Source organism: Phycisphaerae bacterium (assembly GCA_017999985.1).
In the GTDB taxonomy this organism is placed as follows: Bacteria; Planctomycetota; Phycisphaerae; order UBA1845; family Fen-1342; genus JAGNKU01.
The window spans coordinates 98,530-121,365 of record JAGNKU010000001.1; the positions used below are offsets into that span (position 1 = coordinate 98,530).

Annotated in this window: 18 protein-coding genes; 8 read left to right on the plus strand and 10 right to left on the minus strand. The window is 67.6% G+C overall.

Translation table 11 applies throughout. The features are described from left to right. Nucleotides 1–184: 184 nt before the first annotated feature. Nucleotides 185–670: a hypothetical protein gene (locus KA383_00405; GenBank protein ID MBP7744559.1), complete on the minus strand. Its 486-nt coding sequence runs from the start codon at nucleotides 668–670 to the stop codon at nucleotides 185–187. Nucleotides 671–1,117: 447 nt separating this feature from the next. Between KA383_00405 and KA383_00410 the strand changes: the two genes are divergently transcribed. Together KA383_00410 and KA383_00415 are read left to right on the plus strand one after the other, a co-directional pair. Further along, entirely contained in the window at nucleotides 1,118–1,876 is a 759-nt protein-coding gene (locus KA383_00410; GenBank protein ID MBP7744560.1) for a PIG-L family deacetylase, read from the plus strand. A gap of 170 nt (nucleotides 1,877–2,046) precedes the next feature. Then, nucleotides 2,047–4,773, plus strand: a complete 2,727-nt coding sequence (locus KA383_00415) for a hypothetical protein (GenBank protein ID MBP7744561.1) — start codon at nucleotides 2,047–2,049, stop codon at nucleotides 4,771–4,773. A 31-nt stretch (nucleotides 4,774–4,804) separates the two neighbouring features. Here the strand turns inward: KA383_00415 and KA383_00420 are convergent, their stop codons facing one another. Further along, the gene (locus KA383_00420) at nucleotides 4,805–5,410 is read right to left on the minus strand and encodes a hypothetical protein (GenBank protein ID MBP7744562.1); all 606 of its coding nucleotides are present in this window, start codon (nucleotides 5,408–5,410) and stop codon (nucleotides 4,805–4,807) included. A 160-nt stretch (nucleotides 5,411–5,570) separates the two neighbouring features. Here KA383_00420 and KA383_00425 point away from each other — a divergent pair, with 160 nt between their 5' ends. The 3 genes from KA383_00425 to KA383_00435 all read left to right on the plus strand — a co-directional run bounded on the left by KA383_00425 (nucleotide 5,571) and on the right by KA383_00435 (nucleotide 11,019). Next, entirely contained in the window at nucleotides 5,571–6,059 is a 489-nt protein-coding gene (locus KA383_00425) for a hypothetical protein (protein MBP7744563.1), read from the plus strand. Nucleotides 6,060–6,158: 99 nt separating this feature from the next. Beyond that, a complete protein-coding gene (gene secD, locus KA383_00430; protein ID MBP7744564.1) occupies nucleotides 6,159–9,896 on the plus strand; it encodes a protein translocase subunit SecD in 3,738 nt (1,245 codons plus the stop codon). A gap of 94 nt (nucleotides 9,897–9,990) precedes the next feature. Further along, nucleotides 9,991–11,019, plus strand: a complete 1,029-nt coding sequence (locus KA383_00435) for a LysM peptidoglycan-binding domain-containing protein (GenBank protein ID MBP7744565.1) — start codon at nucleotides 9,991–9,993, stop codon at nucleotides 11,017–11,019. 46 nt (nucleotides 11,020–11,065) lie between these two features. Here KA383_00435 and KA383_00440 read toward each other — a convergent pair whose 3' ends face one another. The 3 genes from KA383_00440 to KA383_00450 all read right to left on the minus strand — a co-directional run bounded on the left by KA383_00440 (nucleotide 11,066) and on the right by KA383_00450 (nucleotide 14,556). After that, a complete protein-coding gene (locus tag KA383_00440) occupies nucleotides 11,066–13,054 on the minus strand; it encodes an ATP-binding protein (GenBank protein ID MBP7744566.1) in 1,989 nt (662 codons plus the stop codon). 61 nt (nucleotides 13,055–13,115) lie between these two features. Beyond that, nucleotides 13,116–13,823: a 1-acyl-sn-glycerol-3-phosphate acyltransferase gene (locus KA383_00445; GenBank protein ID MBP7744567.1), complete on the minus strand. Its 708-nt coding sequence runs from the start codon at nucleotides 13,821–13,823 to the stop codon at nucleotides 13,116–13,118. A gap of 31 nt (nucleotides 13,824–13,854) precedes the next feature. Then, nucleotides 13,855–14,556 carry a (d)CMP kinase gene (locus KA383_00450; protein MBP7744568.1) on the minus strand — a complete coding sequence of 234 codons (702 nt, stop codon included), beginning with the start codon at nucleotides 14,554–14,556 and terminating at the stop codon, nucleotides 13,855–13,857. A 169-nt stretch (nucleotides 14,557–14,725) separates the two neighbouring features. Here KA383_00450 and KA383_00455 point away from each other — a divergent pair, with 169 nt between their 5' ends. Further along, the gene (locus KA383_00455; GenBank protein MBP7744569.1) at nucleotides 14,726–15,043 is read left to right on the plus strand and encodes a hypothetical protein; all 318 of its coding nucleotides are present in this window, start codon (nucleotides 14,726–14,728) and stop codon (nucleotides 15,041–15,043) included. Between the two features lie 188 nt (nucleotides 15,044–15,231). Here the strand turns inward: KA383_00455 and KA383_00460 are convergent, their stop codons facing one another. The 5 genes from KA383_00460 to tadA all read right to left on the minus strand — a co-directional run bounded on the left by KA383_00460 (nucleotide 15,232) and on the right by tadA (nucleotide 20,973). Continuing rightward, complete coding sequence (locus tag KA383_00460) at nucleotides 15,232–15,759, minus strand: hypothetical protein (GenBank protein ID MBP7744570.1); 528 nt, start codon at nucleotides 15,757–15,759, stop codon at nucleotides 15,232–15,234. Between the two features lie 105 nt (nucleotides 15,760–15,864). Continuing rightward, the gene (trxB, locus tag KA383_00465; protein MBP7744571.1) at nucleotides 15,865–16,833 is read right to left on the minus strand and encodes a thioredoxin-disulfide reductase; all 969 of its coding nucleotides are present in this window, start codon (nucleotides 16,831–16,833) and stop codon (nucleotides 15,865–15,867) included. 304 nt (nucleotides 16,834–17,137) lie between these two features. Next, nucleotides 17,138–17,755 (minus strand): lamin tail domain-containing protein, encoded by a 618-nt coding sequence (locus tag KA383_00470; GenBank protein ID MBP7744572.1) that lies wholly within the window; start codon nucleotides 17,753–17,755, stop codon nucleotides 17,138–17,140. Between the two features lie 302 nt (nucleotides 17,756–18,057). Continuing rightward, the gene (locus KA383_00475; protein MBP7744573.1) at nucleotides 18,058–19,206 is read right to left on the minus strand and encodes a type IV pilus twitching motility protein PilT; all 1,149 of its coding nucleotides are present in this window, start codon (nucleotides 19,204–19,206) and stop codon (nucleotides 18,058–18,060) included. A gap of 45 nt (nucleotides 19,207–19,251) precedes the next feature. Continuing rightward, nucleotides 19,252–20,973, minus strand: a complete 1,722-nt coding sequence (gene tadA, locus KA383_00480) for a Flp pilus assembly complex ATPase component TadA (protein ID MBP7744574.1) — start codon at nucleotides 20,971–20,973, stop codon at nucleotides 19,252–19,254. A gap of 294 nt (nucleotides 20,974–21,267) precedes the next feature. Here tadA and KA383_00485 point away from each other — a divergent pair, with 294 nt between their 5' ends. Continuing rightward, complete coding sequence (locus KA383_00485) at nucleotides 21,268–21,834, plus strand: LOG family protein (protein ID MBP7744575.1); 567 nt, start codon at nucleotides 21,268–21,270, stop codon at nucleotides 21,832–21,834. Nucleotides 21,835–21,953: 119 nt separating this feature from the next. Then, nucleotides 21,954–22,826 carry an amidohydrolase family protein gene (locus KA383_00490; GenBank protein MBP7744576.1) on the plus strand — a complete coding sequence of 291 codons (873 nt, stop codon included), beginning with the start codon at nucleotides 21,954–21,956 and terminating at the stop codon, nucleotides 22,824–22,826. Nucleotides 22,827–22,836: the final 10 nt, after the last annotated feature.

The window sequence follows — 22,836 nt, forward strand, 5'->3', positions numbered from 1 at the left end:
GCGCCCAACACCCCCCTCCGTCTCAGAGAGGGGGCGGGGGGAGCGTAGAAAGCCGAGCCGCTGCGCCCCCGGTTGGCATTCTCAGCCGCCGTCAGAGTCATCCGCGTATCCTCCATGAACGTGTAGGGCAGGTCGTGCGCCGCCGCGACCTGCCGTTCCGACAAGACTCGCTGTTCATCGCCGCTTACGTTGGCCTGGCTTCTTCCCATTCCTGCAGTAACGTGACCAAAGCCGACCCCACAGGACCGCGCGCGTACAACTCGCCGTTGGGCGCATCGTACACGTACAACTCGTCTCCCTTGAGGCCGTAGTACCACACATCTGCAGCGTCCATGAAGAACTCAATGGAAGGATCGAGTTGCCCGGCATCACAGACCTCGGGCTGCGCTCGCAGTCTGCTGAGCGAGTAGAGCCCGTAGATCGTCGGACCCGCAACCACCGCCAGCTTCATCGAACCCTGAAGAAGACTCCCGCCGATGAAGTCGCCGTACACGGGTTGAAGCAATAACGGGGTCGTTTCCGACGCCGGTCGCGCCCCAGCGAGTCTGTACAATAGGCAGCGCCGGGCCTCGCGCTCCTCGTTCCAGCGATGCTCCACAAGCATCGCGCCGGATACCACCAGCGGCTCGCCGTAGCGCTCTTTCAACACCTGCTCTACCAAGCCGCTCATGGTCAGCAATCTCAACCGCAACCGTCCCAGCGACCAAGCACACCCTTTGTGGCTAGTCGAAGTATAACGGCCAGTCGCATAAGAACGCGACATGCCCCACCAACCGCGGTGCGCGGTGGGCGTCCGTCAGCCCTACGGGCTGACGAGGAGGCGGGGTCGGGGGCTGCTTCCTCCGGGGACTCGAAGTCCCTGGCGACTCGCGTATGCCCTCCGGGCGTAGGATGCCGCAAGCCCGCGCGACACACGCGCGGGCTCCTTGTCACCTTATCACGTTATCACCTTCTCACTCCCACGGGGCTCACATTGTCACCTTGTTACCTGCGCACCTTGTCACGGCCCCCTCGGACTGGCGGTTGATGGCTGACAGCTCCTTGCGAACCACCCGGACCGGCGCGTCTGCACAGCAAAGCCCGCCGCTATAATCCCTCCAACGCAACGGAGAGTGCCATGCCCGCGACCCTCGACATCATCTTCGCCATGCCGCACCCGGACGACGTGGAAATCACCTGCGGCGGAACCATCGCCAAGCTGGTCCAGCTCGGCCACCAGGTCGGCGTCCTGCACATGACCAACGGCGAGCCGACGCCGCGCGGGACGCCGGAGATTCGCGCCCAGGAACTCGCGGCGGCATCCCATGCGCTGGGCGTCACGCACGTCGAGACGCTGCATCTGACCAATCGTGAGCTGATGGACGGCCCGCCGGCGCGCTACGCCGTCGCCACCGTCTTCCGGCGTTACCGCCCGCGGATCGTGGTCGGCATGGCGGGCCGCACGCCGGCCGCGTCGCCGGACCATTACCAGGCCCAGCTCATCCTGGAAGGCGCGCGGTTCTACGCGCAACTCACGAAGTGGGACGACCGTTTCGACGGTACCGCGCCACACCGCATCGACTGGCTCTGGTACCGCCCCGTGTCGCTGGGGGCCGAGCAGGACAACTGGCCGGCGACGTTCGTGGTCGATGTCAGCGACGTCTACGAGCAGAAAATCGCGGCGATTTCCGCGTACCAGTCGCAGTTCGACGAGCAGCGCCTGGCGCGCCTGCTGCATCGCGTCCGCGCCCGCGATGCGAACGACGGCGCACGGGCGGGCTTCGAATACGGCGAGCTGTTCACGCTGCCGCATCCGCTGCCACTGCGTGACCCCGTCGCCCATTTCCGGGACCTGGGCCCGCTAACGCTGCCCGCGTATCCGCCGCGCTCCGGATGATTCGGACCCGCATGGCGGACGTGGCCACGGGCCGCGGGCCAGCGACACGCGCTCCCCATACTGATATGTCATGCCGCAGCCCCGCACCGACGATGAACCGGTGCAGGCGCACCGTGGCCAGGCCGCTGCAGTGACGCCCTGCCTGCGCTGGATTATCGGAGGGCCGCAATATGCACGCGCGGTTTGAGGCTCGGGGCAAGACCGCAGCGCGGCGCGTGGGGCTGCTGATCGTGGCGGCCTGCACGGCCAGTGCCAACGCGCAGCTCAGCAGCCAGGAACTGGATGCGCTGCGCACGCAGGGCCTGCGGGAAGGCTGGACCTTCACGATCGCGCAGACCCCCGCGACACAACGCGACCTGAGCACGCTGTGCAACCTGCGCATACCCCCGGAATGGGCGGCCCTGCCACTGAGGGCAACGCCGCGCGAGGCGCCCGCTGACCCCGTGCTCCGCGCGCTGCCCACCGCGTTTGACTGGCGCGCCGAAGGCGGCTGCACACCCGTGAAAGACCAGGCGGACTGCGGCTCGTGCTGGGCGTTCGCGACGGTCGGGCCGCTGGAGTGCAACATCCTGATTCAGGACGCGGTCACCGTCGACCTCGCCGAGCAGTGGCTGGTAAGCTGCAACACGCTGGGCTACGGCTGCGACGGCGGCTGGTTCGCGCACGAGCACCATCGGACACGGCCCGACGGCTGCGGCGGCGCGGGCGCCGTCCTGGAGGCCGCGTTCCCCTACGTGGCCGCGGACGTAGCCTGCGGCTGCCCCTACGTCCACGCGTACACCATCGCGGGGTGGGCGTACGTGGATACCGGCTCCGGCATTCCGACGGTCGACGCGATCAAGCAGGCGATCTACGCGCATGGCCCGGTCGCCGTGGGGGTCTACGTGGATGCGACGTTCTCCGCGTACGGCGGCGGCGTCTACAACGCCTGCCCCGACGGGACGGTCAATCACGCCGTGGTGCTGGTGGGGTGGGACGACAGCCAGGGCACCGAGGGCGTGTGGATCCTGCGGAACTCGTGGGGAGCGGGTTGGGGCGAGGCCGGCTACATGCGCATCGAGTACAACTGCGCCCGCGTGGGATACGCCGCCAATTTCGTAGAATACCTCGGCGACGGGACGCGGTTGCTGGAGGTCACGCCGGCGGAGGCGGACTTCGGCACTTTGAATGCCGGCGAGACGGACACCATCACCTTGACCGTGAAGAACGTCGGCACGGGCACGGTGACCGGCACCGCCGCCGGGCTGACTGGGCCGTTCACGCTGGTCGGCAGCGGTGACTATGAACTCGACGCCGGCGAGACGACCACACTGACGGTGCAGTTCACCCCAACGCTGGTCGGCGACTTCAGCAGCACGCTGGCACTCTCCGGGCACGGCCTGACAACCGTGGCCGTCAGCGGCACGGCGACCGGCGACGGCGTGCCCGCCGACCGCTGCGCCGCGGCCCCCACGATCGGCGATGGCACCTACGCCGCCAGCACGACCGCGGCCGACACGGAGCGGAATGCCGCGTGTGGCGGCGGCGGCGCGGGCGATGTCTGGTGGAAGTTCGCGCCCGCCGCCGACGGCATTGCCATCTTCGACACGGTGGGCAGTGACTTCGACACCGTCATCAGCGTCTATTCGGCGTGCGGGGGCGCTGAGCTCGGCTGCAACGATGACGCGGCCGTGGGCGTGGAGACGGCGCGCCTCTCGATCGCCGTCGCCGCGGGCCAGACGTATCTCGTGCGCGTGGCGGGCTGTGCCGGGGAGCGTGGCACCGTCGCGCTGGAGATCGTGACCACGCCGGAGCCGGTACAGATTTCAGGGCACGTGCGCGACGACGAAGGCGCACCGGTCAGCGGCGTGACCCTGAGCGGCTTGCCGGGCGACCCGCTGACTGACATCGACGGCACATACGTGGCCGAAGTGCCGTATGACTTCAGTGACGTGGTGACGCCGGTGAAAGCGGGCTGGACCTTCACACCCGCCCAGCGGGTGTACGCCAGCATCACGAGCGCGCAAGTGAACGAGAATTACCTCGCGACGCGCACGACATGCACGATCGCCGGGCGCGTGCTGACGCCGAGCGGCTCCCCCGTACCTTTTGTCACCCTCAATGGGTTCCCGGACCCGGTGACGACCGGCGCGGACGGTACCTACACCGCTAAGGTCGCCTACGGCTTTACGGGTCACGCGGCCCCGCAACTCGCCGGTTACACGTTCGTGCCCAGCGGACGCGACTACGACGGCGTGCTGACGGACCGGCCAACGGACGACTACGAGGCGCTCCCGCTGTCCGGTGCGCTGCAAATCGCGCTCGCACCCGCGGCGGTTCATCCGCTGGGGGCGGCATGGTGCGTGGACGGCGGTGACTGGCAGGCCAGCGGCGCGGCAGTGACGAACCTCGCGGTAGGCGCCCATACGGTCGACTATGCCCCCGTCGAGGGCTGGAGCGCTCCGCCGCGCGAGATCGTGAGCGTCGTCGCCGGCCAGACAGCGGTGCGCACCCGCACCTATACGCCGCAGCGCTGCACGCTGAGCGTCGTCGTACACCCCCAGGAAGGCGGCGCCGTGTCAGCCACACCGGAACCTGACGACGCCGGGCAGTACGACTACGGGACGGTCGTGACACTGAGGGCCGAACCGGCACGGGGCTATCGTCTGGCAGCGTGGTCGGGCACGGACGATGGTCCGTCCGGCGATCCGGCCGCGACGGTCACGCTGACAGGCGATGTCGCGGTGGTAGTCGAGTTCACGTCGGCGGCGGTCGCGGCGGGGTTCGACGACCAGGACGGCGGGTTGGCCCCGCTGGCGTGCGGCGGTGGCTGCGGCGCCGGTTCTTTCGGTTTGCTGCCGTTCATGATGGCCGGCCTGAGCGCGCTGAAATGGCGCCTGCGGCGCGGGCAGCGCTAGCGTTCGAGGCGACAGAGCCGGGGATGCGGTTTCAGGGCGCCGCCGAACCGCGGGTGGCGGTCGCGCCGGGCTCGGCAGTCACGGATTCAGCCGCGCGCAGGTGGGCAACGTCGGCGGCGAATTCGCGCTGGAACGTCTGCACCTCGACGGGCATTTCCTCGACGACGGCCCGCCCAGTCACGCGCGTGCCGTCCTCGGTGAGCACGTCCACATCCAGGCGTCGCTGACGCGGGGCGAGGAACACCTTTTGAAAGCGGATGGTGCCCTCCACAAAATCGCTGCGGCCCGCAAGCGCCCCCAGCTCCTGGATGAGAAAGCCGCGGACGCCCGCGTGCTGCTCTGTCGAGACCGGCACGGTCCCAAGGGTGTCGGGGAAAATCAGCCAGACCACGAAGGCCCGCGGCCCACCCGCGGACCCTGGCAGCGGAAAGGCCAACGCGCACATGCGCTCATCACCGTCGGCGGCATGACACGCACGCGCCGCGGTCAACTTCAGGTTCTGCTGCGATGGCGGCGCGAACGGCTGGTGCAGCACGAACTCGCCGTTGGGGACGCAGCCGGCCAGTCCCAAAACGCACAGAGTGACCCAGCCCAGGCGGCCCAGGATCCGGAAAACACCAGACGAGAGGTGATGCATGGCGTTAGCATAAACACCCAGCCGCCGGCTGGCCAGCCGCGGAACAGACCGCCCTCGCCCGTCCCGGCACGAATTACCGGCCGTGTAACCGCGCAGGGGAGCCGCTTTTCCAGCGCGCGGCCCTTCCTAAGCCCGCCCAGCCAGCGGTATCATACCCGGAATGCTGGCTTTACGGGCGGACAAGTGGGTGCGCGTCAGCTCCGGACTGGCGCTGCTGGTGCTCCTGGCGGCACAGGAGAAGGCATACCCGTGGCTCGCCCACACGGTCACGGAAGAGGCCCCGGCCACCACCGCCAGCGTGCCGGACGACGGTGAGGACGCCACTGACAAGCCAGCGCCCAAGCGCCTGCCGCACCTGCTGCCGGATCCGCCCACACCGCGCTGGCCGGCGGGATGGCAACACGGCGTGCTGCGTCAGTTCGGCGGCACCCGCGACAGCATCGTGTGCTGCGGGGAGTGCCGCCCGACGACCGGAGCGTCCGCCTGGCTGCCGGAAACAAGCGACGCCTGTGCGTGGCGCGCGCTCGAACCACTCCGCGAGAGTCTGGATACGAACGGGCCGACGACGATTGCGCCTCCAGCGCGCGACCCGGCCGTTACTTCCGCCATCACCCGCACGGGGCCCCCGCTGCCGCGGAGCGCTGCATAGCCGATCTGGCTCAGGCCGCCGGAGCGGTCCGGCCAGCGACACCCGGATTCATCTGCTTTTGTACATCCATTCATTTGACCTCGTACGAGGAAACGAACCATGGGAAAAGACGTGGGTCAACGTCTCATCATCATCGCGATCGCGATTGTGATCGCTTTCGTGCTGCTGTGGCCGCCGAGCCAGAAGCTGCGGCCGGGGCTGGACATTGCGGGCGGCACATCGCTGATTTTTGAAATCGACACGAAGGACGCCGAGGCGAGCGCGAACCTGGCCGAGGCGGTCAAGACGCAATTGCAGAAGCGCGTCGACCCGGCGGGCGTGTACAACCTGACCTGGCGCGTGCATGGGCGCAACCGCATCGAGGTGCAGATGCCGCTGCCGCCCAAGGAAGCCACGGCGCGGCGCGAGGCCTACGCCCAGGCACTGGACAAGCTGTATTCGTTCGAGTTACGGCGCGGGGCCGTTGAAGCCGCGCTGCGCGAGCCGCCCGAACAGCGCAGTATCGCGCTGCAACAGCTCGCGCGGGGCCGGGCCGACGCGGCTACCGCGGCCCTGACGGGCGCGGACACGGCGGCGCTGCGGGCGGCCATCGAACAGGTGGTCGCCACGCGGCAGGCCCTGCTGGAGGAAGCCGCGCGGCGCTGGGACGCGCAGCAGGCCGCCGAGGCGGCGCGGGCGCGCGGCCCCGTGCCCGCCGAGCCCGCCGCGGAGGCCACCACCCAGGCGACCAGCGTTCCGGCCACGCAGACGGCGGAGAGCCTCCAGGAGGCCTATCGCGACGCGACCGAGCTGTTCGAGGACGCGATGCAGGACGTGCTGGCTTCCAACCTGAATCGCCGGCGCTTCGAGGAAATCCTGGAGCTGGAGACCAAGTCGGAGACGCGGCGCAAGAGCCTGCCGGAAATTCGGACGGCGCACGCGGATTTGCACGATCTGATCGACGACGTCGTCACCAAGCATACCATCTGGCGGAGCGGCAAGCGCTTCCTGGACAGCCCGAACGATTTGAAGCGCCTGCTGCGCGGGGCGGGCAAGCTCGAGTTCCGCATTCTGGCGCAGCCGGATGCGTCGAATCCGACCAAGTACGACCGCTACCGCGAGCAGCTCAAGGACGGCCGCCCGCGCCGGCCGCAGGACGAATACGGCTGGTTCAAGGTCGACAATCCGCTGCAGTTCTTCAACCAGAACTCGCCGGCCGCGCTGGAGCAGTTCGACCCGCGGCGCAGCAGCCGGGAGGTGGTGGAGAAGATCGACAACGACTACTGGGTGCTGGCCCACATGTCGGCCAACGAGGGCTTGCTGCAGGACGTGCAGGGGCAGCGCCGCTGGCGGCTGAACGGGGCCCAGATCGACCGCGACCAGCACGGCCGCCTGAGCGTGAGCTTCCAACTTGACGACGTGGGGGGCCTGCTGTTCGGGAACCTGACGCGGCGCAACATCGACCGCCAGTTGTGCATCATGGTCGACGACGTGGCCTACTCGGCAGCCCAGATCCAGAGCGTGATCCATACGCACGGGCAGATCACCGGCGATTTCAGCCCGGAGAAGGTGTCGTACCTCGTGCAGACCATGCAGGGCGGTACGCTGCAGGCCCGGCTCAAGGACACGCCGCTCTCGGAGCGCACGATCGGCTCGAGCCTGGGCGAGACCAACCGCGACGCGGCCGTGCGGGCCGGCCTGATCGCGACGCTGGCGGTGATCGCCATCATGCTGATCTACTACATGATCTGCGGCGCGATCGCGAACGTCGCGATGCTGCTGAACGTGTTCCTGACGCTGTCGGCCCTGGCCATGCTGGGGGCCCGCATCACGCTGGACGGCATCGCCGGCCTGATCCTGGCGGTCGGCATGGCGGTCGATGCCAACGTGCTGATCTACGAGCGCATGCGCGAGGAGAAGGAGCGCGGCGGCTCGCTGCGGATGATCATCAAGAACGGCTTTGACCGGGCGTTCTCGACGATTTTCGACTCGAACATGACCACGCTGCTGACCTGCGTGATCATCTACTACGTCGGCAGCGAAGAGGTCAAGGGCTTCGGCCTGACGCTGGGTTGGGGCATCGCCCTGAACCTGTTCACAGCCGTCTTCGTCACCCGCACGCTGTTCGACCTCCTGCTCAAGTTCAACCTGCTCAAAGACGTCAAGATGCTCAAGCTGATCGGCGTGCCGAAGGTTGACTGGATCGGCAAGTCGAAGATCGTCGTGCCCATCACCGTGGCGGTCACGCTCGCCGGGCTGGCGCTGCTCTTCGCCCGTGGCAAGGACAACGTGTTCGACATCGAGTTCCTCGGCGGGGTCGCCGCGGAGTTCGAAGTGAAGGAAAAGGGCCTCGACGACGTCGCGATCGGCAAGCGCCTGACCCAGGTCAGCGAGAACCTGAAGCAGGACGCCCGCCAGCTCGACCAGGTCAGCGTGACCGCGGTCGTCGGTCAGCCCGGCGCGTTTGACGTGCAGCTCGCCGGCGTCGCGGCCCCGCGCCTGGCCGCCATGTTGACCGAGCCGCTGGAGGCCGCCGAGTTGCTGGCGCGCGGTTCAGCGGCGCCCGAGAGCGGCAGCGGGCCGTGGCGGGTGCGCCTGCAGCAGGATCTGACGGCCGAGCAGTTGGCGGCGAAGATCCAGCAGTTGCGCGGCACGGTCCTGCAGACCCTCGACAACCTGGAGCGCGCGAACGTCAACGCCGTGCTGGCGGTGGGCGGCGTGGCCCAGGACGGCCTGATCTGGAACGTCACGACGACCGCGGACAACATGCGTCTGGTGGAACATGCCCTGAAGATCGCGATCGGCGACGAGATGCGCGTGCAGCCCAGCGTGACCTACACGTTCCATGGGCACGACGAGCGGCCATACGCTATCACGGAGCGGCTGCTCGACATCGTGGTGCCAGGGCTGCCGTCCGGCGTGAATGCCGACCTGACCGACTACCTCGGCGGGGCGGCGATCCACCTGACCGATCTCAACCCGCCGCAGTCGGTCACGGCGCTGCGCACGCGACTGGAAAACATGCACTTCCAGCCGGATTTCCAGGACCTGCCGAAGCGGCAGTTCCAGGTGATCGGCGTCGCGCCCGCGGGCGGCACCGACGACAAGGGCGAGGCGCTGCAGAGCAGCGTGGTGATCGTCACGGTGGACCCGGACATCCTGTACCGCAACGATCCGCAGACCTGGTACAGCGGCTTCGCACAGGGCGAGCTGCGCCTGGTGCAAACGGCGCTGGGCACGGAACAGAACCTGCGCAAGGTGATGCAGTTCAAGCCGCAGATCGCGGCCCGGGCTTCGCAGCAGGCGTCCATGGCCCTGGTCCTGTCGTGGGCGATGATCGTCGTCTACATCTGGATCCGGTTCGGCAAGCTGTCGTTCGGCATGGGTGGCGTCGTGGCCCTGGTGCACGACGTGCTGCTCGCGCTGGCGTTCGTCGGCTTTGCGGGCTACCTGTCCAACACGGGCGCCGGCAAAGCCCTGTTGATCGAGGACTTCAAAATCAACATGCCGATCGTGGCGGCGCTGCTCACGGTCATCGGTTACTCGGTCAACGACAAGATCGTGCTGTTCGACCGGATCCGCGAGCTGCGCGGGCGGCTGGGCCAGGTGTCGACCGAAATGGTGAACGAGGCCATCAACCAGTGCATGTCCCGGACGATCCTGACCGGCGGCGCCGTGCTGGTCGTGCTCATCATCTTGTACATCTGGGGCGGCAGCAGCATCCGCGGGTTCAACTACTGCATGTTCATCGGCGTGGTCGGCGGAACCTACTCGTCGATCTCGATCGCCACGATGATCGTGCTGCTCCAACTCAGCCGCAGACGATCCGGCGCCCTGTCCGCGCCGCGCTCGGCGTAGCGCCACGCTGTCTTGAACACCTTACCAGTGCTATAATGCTGCCCGGCCCGCGCAGGACGCGCGGGCCGGGCAGGCTGCTTTGCGAGGGACGGCGATGCGCACAGAACTCAAGATCGGGATCTTCGTCGGTCTGCTGGTGATCGCGGGGGCCATCATCTTCTTCGTCAACCAGGGCCAGAAGACCGGCGGCAACGTGACGGACGTGTTGCCGATGACCGCGCCCGCCGGCAAGGTCACACCGCCCGCCGCCAAGCCCGGCGGCGACAAGCCTGTGGTCGACCGGCCGGTGACACCCACACCGCGCCCGATCATCACGCCGCCGCCGCGCCCGGTGGCCGAACCGAGCACGACTCCGCTCAGCGGGGCAGCCACCCGCCCGACTGCGCCGCCGCCGGGCCCCGCCGTCACGCCGGAACCGGGTTCCCCGCCGCGCGTCACCCCTGAGTTGCCGCCGCTGGTCGCGCCGCCGGTGACCGCCGAGCCCACGACCCGCCCGGGTGCGGGGCCCACCGCGAGCGAGTCGCCGACGCGCGCTCCCGGCGTGTCCGTGCCGCCCCGCGCGCCCATCGAGCCTCCGGCGGCTGCGCCCTTGCCGGCGCCGCCCCGCACACCGTCGGTCGCAGCTAAGAAATACACCGTGGTCGAAGGCGACAGCCTGTGGTCGATCGCGCAGGAGCAGTACGGCGACGGGCACCTGTGGACAAAGCTGAAGGCCGCTAACCCCGGCATCGATGATTTCGTCAAGGTCGGACAGGTGCTGGTCGTGCCGCCCAAGGAGGAGATCCTTGGACCGACCGAGCCGACGCAGCCCGCGGCCAGGCCCGGCGCGACGCCCACCGAGCCAAAGACCACGCCGCGCCCGGAACCCGGGACAACGCCGGCCGCGACGTACGTGGTCGAACAGGGCGACACGCTTTACGGCATCGCTCAGAAGCTGCTGGGCAACGGGCTGCGCTGGCGCGAGCTGTACGAAGCCAACAAGGACAAGCTCGAACGGCCGGAAGATCTGCGCGTGGGCATGCAGTTGCGCGTGCCGGCCAAGGAAGCGACGACACGCCCGGCGGAACCGGCCCGGCCCGCGCGGGGCAACGCCGGCAACGGCGGCGCGCGCAGCCGACCCTGACCGGCACCGCCCGGGTCGCATCGAACGCTGCCGGGACGGTGTGCGCCTAGCCCTGTCTCTGCTCGTTGGATGACAGCAGGGCCGCGAGCTCAGCCAGCTTCTGGTTGACGCCGGTTACCGTGGGCTGCGCCGGCGGCGCGGGCGCGTCGCTGACCGGTGCAGCGGGGGTCGGTTGCGGCTCCAGCAATGCGCTCGCTGACGGTGCGACGGCACAACGGGCCTGCCGCCACCACCGATCCACGATCTCCTCGACGTTGCCGCCGCCGGTCCCGGTGGACCATTTGTGGAAGAAATCCACGTCGCTGCTGCGCGGCAGCTTGGGCGGCAGGTCGATCAACGTGCGCATGGGCATCATGACCGCGTCGCCGATGATGAAACCCTCGCCGGGCCGCATGCTCGGGAGCAGGCCGATGAGGCTGCGGAACTGGTCGCTGACCACGCGGCCGACGTAGTTCTGGTCGTCGGGGTTGTTCATGCGCATCAGGACCATCGAGTTGCACTGGCTGAGGATCGTCTCGGAGATTTCGCTAGGGCGCTGCGTGACGATCATGGCGGACACGCCGTACTTGCGGCCTTCCTTGGCGACCTTCTCGACGGCTTCGCGCGCGAACATGGTCGTGCCGCGGTCCGTGCGGGGCAGGTAGTTGTGCGCCTCCTCGTAGACCAGCACGAAGGGCTGGCGCTGCTCGGACGGCGCCCAGAAATTGAAGTCGAACAGCGTGCGCGTGATGGTGGCGACGGTGATGTCCACCACGTCGAATGGCAGGCCCGACAGGTCGATGATCGTCAGGTTCTTGCGGGTGCTCAGCCGGCCCAGGAACTGGCGGATGATCGCCCCCAGGCTCTTGCTGGCGGTGCCGGGGGACGTCTCCGGGTTCAGGTGCGGCACGAGCTCGGGATTGCGCAGCGCCTGCTCGCGCGGCCGCAGCAGGAAGTCGTAGCGGCGATCATTCAGGCGGGTCTCGATCTGATTCACCAGCCCCAGCAGCCGGCCGAAGTACGTCGCGTGCGGCACTTCGCCCTCGGCGTTGCCCTTGTTGAACTCCATCCGGCGGGTCAGCAGGAGCTGCTCCTGCTCCTCCACCGGCAGTTGCCGGTAGGGCAGCCGCGAGAACGCGTAGTTCTCCGTGTTGAGCACGAAGCGGGCCTCGTTCATGTTGAGCGCGTACGTGCGGAGCTGCTCGAGCGGGTAGAACACGGGCGTGTCGATGGTGTATTCGGCCAGCAGGTCGAGTTCCGCGGCGGCGCTCTGCTTCAGCTTCTCGAACGCCGAGCGCAGGAACACCTTCTGCGCGTTGATGTTCATCGGGTTGTTCGTGTCCAGGAAGATCCGCTCGAACTCGGCATACTGCAGCATCCAGTACGGCATCACGAGGTTGCGGTCGGAGAGGTACGTGACATTCGGCAGGGGCTGGCCCTGGTCATCACTGAACGCGGCCAGGTATTCGCCGTGCATGTCGAACAGCACGACCTGGGAATGTGGCAGACTCAGGGCTTCGTGCAGGATCTTGGCGGTCGTGACGGACTTGCCCGAGCCGCTGTTGCCCATGACAGCCACGTGCTTCGCGAAGAACTCCTTGCCCAGCGCCTTGACCTCGAAGTCGGTGTCAACGGCGAACCGGCCGAAGGAGAAGGCCTTGCGCTCGGTGCTGCCGCCGGCCATGTCGCTGAAGCAGCCGAAAATGAGCTCGAAGTCGTCGTCGATTGCCAGGCGCACGGGGTCGCCCAGCGTCGGGTACTCGTTCACGCCGCGCGAGAACTTGTCGTTGCGCACGGTGCCCAGGAGTTGGACGGTCATGGTGACGCGGCGGGGGCCTGCGGGGTTCGGGCCGGGCTCGAGATCGCCCTGGGCGCCGACGCGCGTGATGTAGCCGATGAGCGTGTGTTTCCCCATCGGCAGGGTGACGTAGGTTCCCAGGCGACCGACGCGGTGGGTTGTGCCGTGGTATTCCAGGTGCAGGTCCGCGACGCTGATCTGCACTTCGACCTCGTCGCCGTTGACGCCGATAACATGTCCGATCTTGAGCGGATCCATGCGGGTTCTCCCGGGTGGATTGTCGTACCTGTAGTTGTATCGAGTGTTCCGGGGGCGGGCATCAGCCGCGGCGCGGATCGGCCGGGCCGGCGAGGTCCGATACGCGCGGGCGGCGCAATCCATGCAGGATCGGATGTCGCCGGTACCGTTCCTGCAATGCCAGCACCGCGGCGCGGACGTGCGCGACCGCATCGTCGTCCGTCCACTCCGGGTGCTCATGCGTGTACAGCGGCGGGCCGTAGGCGACCAGTACAGGGCGCGGGTGCGGCAGCTTCGCATTGCGCGGCCACGACTCGAACGCACCCAGGATCAGCGTCGGGACGATCGGCACGCGGGCCTTGCGCGCCAGCAGCACCACGCCCGCGTGCATCGGGCCGATGCTACCGTCCACGGTGCGCGTGCCCTCGGGGAAGGTCAGCACGACCTTGCCGGCCTTCAGCCGCCGCAGCGTCTCCTTGATCGCGCCCAGGTCGGCGGTGTTGCGCTTGACAGGAAAGGCATTGAGGTACTCGATGAGGCGGCGGAATTGCGGCTGGCGAAACAGCGTGTCGCGCGCCATGTAGTTGCACTCGCGCGGTATCGCCAGCGTCGCCAGCACCGGGTCGAGAAAGCTCTGGTGGTTGCTGACCAGCAGGACGCCGCCCGCGCGCGGCACGTGCTGTGTGCCGAACACCCGCCCCCGCACCAGGAACGTGAACAGCGCTTGCGCAATAATGCGGCAGACGGCATAGCCCTTCCGCATCGGCAATGCTGACGGCGTTTCAGCCACGCACGCTCCCGTCAATTCGCCCGGCGACCCGCTACTCGCCACCCAGCGCACCGCCGGCGTGCCCGGCCATCAGGCGCCGAGCGCGCAGGTGCTCCACGATCATGTCCAACACTGCGCTGATGGAGAGGTGCGAAGTGTCGATGCGCACCGCACCGGCGGGCACGGCCAGCGGCGCCACCGGGCGCTCGGAATCCGTTTTGTCGCGCTCGTCCAGGTTCGCCAGCACCTGCGGCAGCGTCACTTCCTCGCCATCCGACCGCAGATCGTGCAACCGCCGCTCCGCGCGCTTCTCGCGGGCCGCGTCGAGGAAGAACTTCGCGTCGGCGTCGGGAAACGCCGCTGTGCCCTGGTCGCGGCCCTCGGTGACCATGGAGCCGAGCCGAGCGGCGATCTCGCGCTGCTTGCGGATCAGCACGTGGCGCACGCCTGGTGATCCGGCGATGTAGCGCGTGTGGTCGTTGACGCGCATCGAGCGGATTTCCTCGGTGACATCGCGCCCGCGCAGCGTGACGCGGATGTGCGTCGGGCCAAGATCGAGCTGGTAGTCGTCGCGCTCGGCCAGCGCCGTCAGGGCGGCCTCGTCGTGCAGGTCGACGCCGTCCTCGAGCGCGGCCAGTGTGACGACGCGGTACATGGCGCCGGTGTCGAGATACGGGATGCCCAGGCGGGCCGCCAGCTTGCGGGCGGTTGTGCTCTTGCCCGAACCCGCCGGTCCGTCGATGGTGATGATCACGGTCGCTCTGCCCTCGGTCGCATGCTCGGTTGCATCCTGAATCGGCGGGATTATACGGCCGCCCGGCGGGTCCGCCTATGGTCGCGGCGCACTGGCGGAAACCGGGGCGAGCGGGTAAACGTGCGCGTGCGGACTGCCCGGCGGGGCGGACGCGAAGGAGACACGTGCGATGAGTCGTCCGAAGACGATCATGGTGGACCTGGACGGCGTGCTGTGCACCGAGGAGTCGTTCCACGACCGGCCACTGGCGGAGCCGATCGCCGGGGCGTGTGAGGCCCTCCGCAAGCTGCGCGCCGCCGGGCACACGGTCGTAATTTACACGGCCCGCGGCTGGGGCGAGTACCGCGTGACGCAGCACTGGCTCGACGAGCACGGGTTCGAATACGACGGGCTGCACATGGGCAAGCCGGTCGCGGATGTCTGGATCGACGATCGGGCGATTCAGTTCACGGACTGGAAAGCGACGCTGGGCAAGCTGGGATTGTGAAGCCGACGACGACGGCGAATAACTTGGAGGGACGCCGAGCTGACCGGCACGGCGACGGAGGCATTCCTGGAAACGCAGGGCGACTGGCTGGGACACGCAGGAGGACACGGCGCTGATCGGGGCGCTCGCAGCGCAATGGGGGTTGGGAGCAATTCACCGGCGCGCGCTGGCTGCGTTGCTTGCTCCTGCTAGTCCGTGGGTGGACTCGCCGGCGGTTTCGCATCGGTGCGTTCAAACGGCGTGCCGCATTCCGGGCAGCGCGGCTCGGGCAAACCGTACAGCAGATAGCCGCATTTCCGACAGCGACCCCTAGCGGGCCGACGGCGACGCACATCCACGATCTGGCAGGCAAGACCCGTCGCAGCGCAGGCGAGCCCTGAGATTACGACAATCGCGCACGCGGCCACATAGAATTGCCCAAGCGACGCCTGTCCGTAGCCGATCGCAATCATGTCGCGACGGTCCGGAAGGCACGTGGGGGCGAAGCCCATTCCGCCCACCAGTCCGTAGTAGAGTAACCATCGTGGATGGACGCGCAGGCTCTCGCAGTAAGCGCCGAGGATCAAGCCACCGAATGCAACGTAGTGCCCAACCGTCACGACGTTTCCGGGGCGGATGAGGCCGGGGTTGGAGATCAAGGCCAACCCTGCCGCCGCGGCGGCCCAGCCCATCAGTCGTGCGAGCGCTGCGCCGGTCTCACCCCGAATCCACCTCATGGCAGCCATCGTACCAGGAGATCACACTGCAATGATGCACGACAGTCCGAGCTCGCGCGGTCGTCGAGCAGTGCGAGTCAATGCACCACCGGCATACGAACCACGCTATTCAATCCCCTGCGCCGCCAGCCAGCGCTCCGCGTCCAGGGCCGCCATGCAGCCCGTGCCCGCCGCCGTGACGGCCTGCCGGTACACGTGATCAGCCACGTCGCCGGCGGCGAACACACCCTCGACGTTCGTGTGCGTGCTGCCCGGCCGCACGAGCTTCAGATAGCCCTTGTCGTCCGTCTCCAGTACGCCCTTGAACAGCTCGGTGTTCGGCGTATGGCCAATCGCCATGAACAGCCCCTGGCACGGGAAGTCGCGCTCGGCACCGGTCTTCACGTTCCTCAGCCGGACGCCAGTGATCATCTGGTCACCAAGCACATCGACGACCACGCTGTCCCACACCGGCGCCATCTTGCCCTCTTGGACCAGCCGGAAGAATCGCTCCTGCATGGCCTTGCTGGCGCGCAGCTCATTGCGGCGATGAACGAGATACACCTTCCTGGCGAATTTCGTGAGGTAGCTGCCCTCTTCGATCGCCGAGTCGCCGCCGCCGACCACGACCAGGTCCTTGCCGCGATAGATCGGCAGCGCGCCGTCGCACACCGCACACGCCGACACGCCGCCGCCGCTCTTGGCGAGGCGCTGTTCGTTTTCGAGGTTGAGCCAGTTGGCGCGGGCGCCGGTGGCGATGATGACCGCGTGGGCCTGGGCCGTTTCGTCCGCGCTCTTGATCGTGAACGGCCGCCGCTTGAGATCGACGGACACGACGTCGTCGCGGATAAACCGCGCCCCGCAGTGCTCGGCCTGATCGCGGAAGGACTTCATCAGGGCGGGGCCCATGACGCCCTGCGGAAAGCCCGGGTAGTTCTCGACCTCGGTCGTGAACATCAACTGGCCGCCGGGAATCAGCCCACCGGCGCTGTAGCCCTCAAAGCACAGGGGCTGGAGGCTGGCGCGGGCAGCGTAAATCGCCGCGGTCAAACCGGCGGGCCCCGAACCGATGATGACAACCTTCTCGACGGCCATGCAAGCTCCTCTGGGCACGGTACGACTCAGTCAACCGAAGACCCGGAGCCCATGGCGCCCGCCGAACACCCGCCTCCCGCGCCGGACCCCGAGGTTGCCCGTATTGTAGGCGGGCCGGCGGCGTTCGTCAGGTAAGGGGAAGCGCTGCGTCCCATAGAAGCGGGCAGCCGGTGAACGGCCGCGCGCGAGCGCACCTTCCACCGGCTGTCCGCCGCTGCCAGGCGGGTGCACACAGTCCCCCTGCGCCCGTCACGCGTCGTGTGAGCCGAGCTCTGTCGGGGCAGCGCGGCCGACGTCGCGGCGTCTAGCGGCGGCGCGCCAGCAGCAGGCCACACGCCAACAGCGTCAGTGCGGCCGGCTCCGGAATCGGCGCAATGCCGGGACTGCCGATGTCACCGCCGGTCGATGCCCACGAGCCGTAGACATCGCCGACCGCGGCGAGGCCCCAGCTCGTCTGGACCACGGTGTACCCGTAGTCCGTGGCCGGGATATTGCAGCTCTTGTTCTGGGTGCGCACGGTGCCGGGGTAGGTCTGGTCGCCATAGGCCAACTGATCGACCAGGTTGCCGCCGGCGTCGTAGAGGTTGATCTGGTCGTTGCGGCCGAGATTGGCGAGGTTGTCGCCGATGATGCCCACGCCGCTCAGCGCCCACGCCGTGGCGAAATCCGCCGCCGTCACATCCACAAGCAGTACGGACGCGCCGGGCGCGACAACGCCGAACGCGCTGAGATCGACCGTCCCGGGCATCTGGCTGTCGTCATCGTAGCTCCAGCCGGTCATGTCCACGGCGGCCGGTCCGATATTGGTGAATTCAATGAATTCCCCGCTGGTGCCCGAGTACATCCACTCGGAGATCTGCATGCTGCCGAAGGCCGCCTGCACGACGGCCGCGACCAGAACAATTGCCACAGAGCGCTTCATCACTGTCCTCCTTCTTGGGGTTACCCGTGGGACACCGGCGGCATTCCGGTGACGCGCTTGCGGGCCGTCAGGGAGCAGGCCGCCGCGCGCCCAGCGCGCGGACCGTCTCCCCTGCTGCAAGAAACGTTTGCCTATGGGTTTTATTCAGCGCCATGTTGGATTTTCAAGTCTGAAAACCGGCTGACGCGGCCGGCGCGCCCGCAGCGCGCGGGTAGCCGGTCGCGGCACCGCCGGATTCGCGCAACTCCCTCCGGGCGGGCGAGTTAGCGGGGCAGCCCACCACGGACAGGGCTGGCGACGCCCTAGCCCTGTGCTTCCTTCTCGAGAACCTGCTCGTCGTAGCTCTTCTTGCCGAGCATACCGACCGCGGTGGTGCCGCGCAGCTTGGCCTCGATTTTCGTCTGCAGCTCCGAAGGGTTCCGCGCCCGCTCGACGCACTCCTCGGCGCTGCAAATGCCGCCGTCGTAGAGCTGCCAGAGGTGGTCATCGAGCAACTGCATGCCGTACTTCTTCCCGGTCTGAATGGCCGAGTCGATCCGGTAGGTCTTGTTCTCGCGAATCAGGTTGGAGATGGCCGGCGTGATGACCAGGAACTCGTACGCCGCCACGCGCCCGCCGGTGCCCATCTTCGGCAGCAGGTTCTGCGACAGCACGGCGAGCAGGTTGGTGCTGAGCTGGACGCGGATCTGCTCCTGCTGCTCGACCGGGAAGGCATCGATGATACGGTTGATCGTGCCCTGGGCACCGGTCGTGTGCAGCGTGGCAAAGACCAGGTGGCCGGTCTCGGCGGCCCGGATGGCCGATTCCATCGTCTCCAGGTCGCGCATTTCGCCGACCAGGATCACGTCCGGGTCCATGCGCAGCGAGCGGCGCAGCGCTTCGGCGAAGCTCGGCACATCCACGCCCACTTCGCGCTGCGAGATCACGCACTTGTGATGCTGATGGTAGTACTCGATCGGGTCCTCGATCGTGATGATGTGGCGGTCGCCGATGTCGCGGTTGATGTGGTCGATCATCGTGGCCAGCGTCGTGGTCTTGCCGGAGCCGGTCGGGCCGGTGACGAGGAACAAACCACGCGGCCGGCGGCACAGGGCCCGCGTGATGCGCGGCAGGCCGATCTCCTCGAAAGACAGGATCTTCGACGGGATCAGCCGCAGCACCATCGAGATGTTGCCCTTCTGCCGGAAAACCGAGACGCGGAAGCGGCCCTTGTCACCGAACGCGAAGCCGTAGTCCGTGCCGCCTTCCTCCTGCAGTTCCTGCTGGTTGCGCTCGGGCGTGACAGACTTCATCAGGGCCATCGTGTCGTCGGCCTCGAGCGACTTGGTTTCGAGGGAGCGCAGGGCGCCGTCGATCCGCAGCACCGGCGGACGCCCGACGTGCAGGTGGATGTCCGACGAACCCACTCGGATGCAGGTCTCCAGCAGACGATCAATGTGAACGGTAGCCACAGCCGAACCTCACTTGGGCGCCGGCCAAGGCGGCGCGGACAGCCCCTATTCCTCGGTCAGTACGCCTTCGGACTGCGCGATCTTGGCCACTTCGAGCGCCGTTGTGATACCGCGCAGGATCTTGCGTTTGCCGTCTTCGAGCAGCGGGCGCATGCCGGCGGCCCGCGCGGCCTTGCGAATCTCGTTGGTGGGCGCGCGGTTGAACGCCAGCTCGCGGACCTCGTTACACATCTCGAGCATCTCGAAGATGCCCTGCCGGCCGCGGAAGCCCACGCCGCTGCAGCGATTGCAGCCCTTGCCACGATAGAGGTGCCCGCCGGCCAGGTCGTCGTCCGTCATGCCGAGCATGCGCAGGACGAAGCGATCAGGGGCGGGGTCGATCTCCTTGCATTCCTGGCAGATCGTGCGGATCAGGCGCTGGGCCATGATCGCCTGCACGGACGACGCGACCAGGAACGGCTTGATGCCCATGTCGATCAGACGCGTGATGGCGCTGGGTGCGTCGTTGGTGTGCAGCGTGCTGAACACCAAGTGGCCGGTGAGCGCGGCCTGCACCGCGACCTCGCCGACCTCGCGGTCACGGATCTCGCCCACCAGGATGATGTTGGGGGCCTGCCGCAGCATGGCGCGCAGGATGCGCGCGAACGTCAACCCGATCTCCTCCTTCACCTGGCACTGGTTCATGCCGGTGAAGTTGTATTCGACCGGGTCCTCGGCGGTGATGATCTTGCGGTCCGGGCGGTTGAGCTCCTGCAGCGCGGCATAAAGCGTCGTGGTCTTGCCGGAGCCGGTCGGCCCCGTGACCAGGAACACGCCGTTCGGCTGGCGGATGATGCGCTGAAAGCGCGCGTAGTCATCCTCCTCGAAGCCCAGGCCCATGATGCCGATCTTGACCGAGTCCGGGCGCAGAATACGCAGGACCACGCTCTCGCCGTGGTACGCCGGCAGCGCGCTCACGCGGAAGTCGATGAACGAGCCGCCGATTTTCATCTTGATGCGGCCGTCCTGCGGCAGGCGTTTCTCCGCGATGTCGATGCCGGAGATAATCTTGAGGCGGGCGATGACCGGGCCCTGCATGCTCTTGGGAATGTTGTCGCGCTCGATGCACACGCCGTCGATGCGGTAGCGGACGCGCACGCGGTCCGCCATGGGCTCGACGTGAATGTCGGAGGCGCGCATGCGCACCGCTTCGCCGATCAGCAGGTTGATCAGTTTGATCACGGGGGCGTCGGCGTCGTCCTCCTCCTGCGCCTTTCTGTAGGCGTCGACCTCCTTGGCGTGCAGGTCGGCGTCGCGGTCGATCTCCGAGATGGCTTCGTCGACGCTGGTCCCCAGGCCGCCCATGAACGTGTCGATGAAGCGCTGGATCTTGGAGCGCGGCGCCAGGGCGCAGTCGAGCTCCATGTTGAGCAGGAAGCGCAGCTTGTCCTGCAGCTCCAGGTCCAGCGGGTCGGAAATGATGATCTTGAGCCGGTTCCCCTCCTTCTTCATGGGGAGAACCTTTTCGTCCTTGATGATCTTCTCGGGCACCAGGTCCAGCGCGGCCGGCACCTGCACGTTCTTGTCGAGGTCCACGTACTCGAGGTCGAACTGCGCCGCCAGGGCCTTGGTGACGTCGTCCTCGCTCGCCAGCTCCAGCGCGACCAGCGCCTCGCCCACGCGTTGCCCACGCTCGGATGCGTAGGCAATCGCCTCCTTCAACGCCTCCGGCGAGATGATGTTCCACCCGACGAGGATCTCGCCGAGCTTCTTGCGACGTCGAGCCATCCGTTCTCCCTCGGCCAGCCGGCCACCCGAAGCGGCCCCCGCCGGCCGCGGCTGCGCGCGGACCAACCACTGTAACCAGGACAAATTATTGTCGGGCTCGACCGCCCAAAAGGCAAGCTCTGCGGGCCCGCCCCACGGCGCGGGCCGCCAAATCGCAGCCGGAGCGGCATTGTGCCGGCGGACCACCGGGCGATAATCTCCGCACCGGACCCATCGGTCCGATTGCGAACACGGTGCCGCTTCGCGCGGATTCGGCCCGTCAGGCCCGTGCGCAGCGACGTCAAGGAGGCTGGCGTGCGTACCCGCGTGGTCACCATCTTCGGCAGCTCCACACCCGAACCGCTGAGCCCGCCCTACCAGGACGCGTACGAACTGGGCCGGGCCCTGGCCCAAGCGGGCTGGACGGTCTGCAACGGCGGCTACGGCGGAACCATGGAGGCCGCGGCGCGGGGCGCACACGAGGTCGGCGGACACACGATCGGGGTCACCTGCTCGATCTTCGGGCGGCGCGGCGGGGCCAACCGCTACATCCAGCAGGAAGTCCCGACCTTCGACCTGCACGCCCGCCTGAACACACTCGTCCGCCTCGCGCATGCCTACGTCGTCCTCCCCGGCGGCACCGGCACGCTGCTCGAGTTGGCGCTGGTCTGGGAGCTCTACAGCAAGGGCCTCACCAGGCGCGCAGCACCCCTCATCCTGTTCGGCACGCACTGGACACCACTGATCGGCATCCTGCGCGCGCAACAGGACGAGCTGCTGGAGCCCTTCGTCGCAAGTTCAGCGGCGGACGTGGTCGAGTTCCTGCGGCACGAATGGGCCACGGCGCCCGACGCTGACGATGCACCGTCACCAACGCCTTGACGCTGGACGCGGTTCGCGGTTAGCATCGCCACAACATGTAGTGGTAAGCTCGGTTTTCGGCTTTCGACGGGGCGCGCGTCGCAGGCCCATCAAGTAGCACGAACAGGTGGCCGCCGGACATGATCGTTGACTGCCACACCCAGGTCTGGAACTCGAGCGCCCAGCTCGGCCGCGACACACCCCCGCTGGTGGCCATGGCCAAGGCCGACGAATTCCACCATCGCGAGGCCATCGACCCGGTCGATCGGGCCATCGTGCTCGCATTCAAGAGCCGCTACCTCGGCGCAGAAATCCCGAACCGCTTCGTCGCGGAGTACGTCCGGCGGAACCCGGGCAAGACGATTGGTTTCGCCGGCATCGACCCGCTCGAGCGCGACTGGCTCGACGAGCTGCGCATCGCCCAGGACGAGTTGAATCTGAAGGGCGTGGTGATCTCGCCGGAGATGCAGAACTTCCACCCGTCCGACACGCGCGTCATGCGACTTTACGAGGAGTGCGTCCGCCGCCGGCTGCCCGTGCTGTTCGAGCAGAACCATCGGCACGCGACGGCGAACATGGGGTACGCCGAGCCGATCCTGCTGGACGAAGTGGCGCGGGAGTTTCCGGAGCTGCGCATCGTGGTCGCGCGGCTGGGGCATCCGTGGGTGGCGCAGACGATCACGCTGCTGGGGAAACACCCGCACGTCTACGCCGACGTGGCCGGCCTGCTGTCGCAACCCTGGCTGAGCTACACCGCGCTGCTGGCGGCGCGCGAGTACGGCGTCATGGATAAGCTGCTTTTCGGAAGTGACTTCCCCTTCCGGGCCCCGGCGGCCTGTATCGAAGCGCTGTACTCATTGAACCAGTTCAGCCACGGGAGCAACCTTGAATCGATCCCTCGCGAGCAGTTGCGCGGTATCGTGGAGCGGGACACCTTGGCGCTGCTGGGCATTGAAGGGCCCACCACGCCAAACGCCAAACCCAAGCAGGCTATATTCGCCGATGAGGATTAACCGGCCGCGA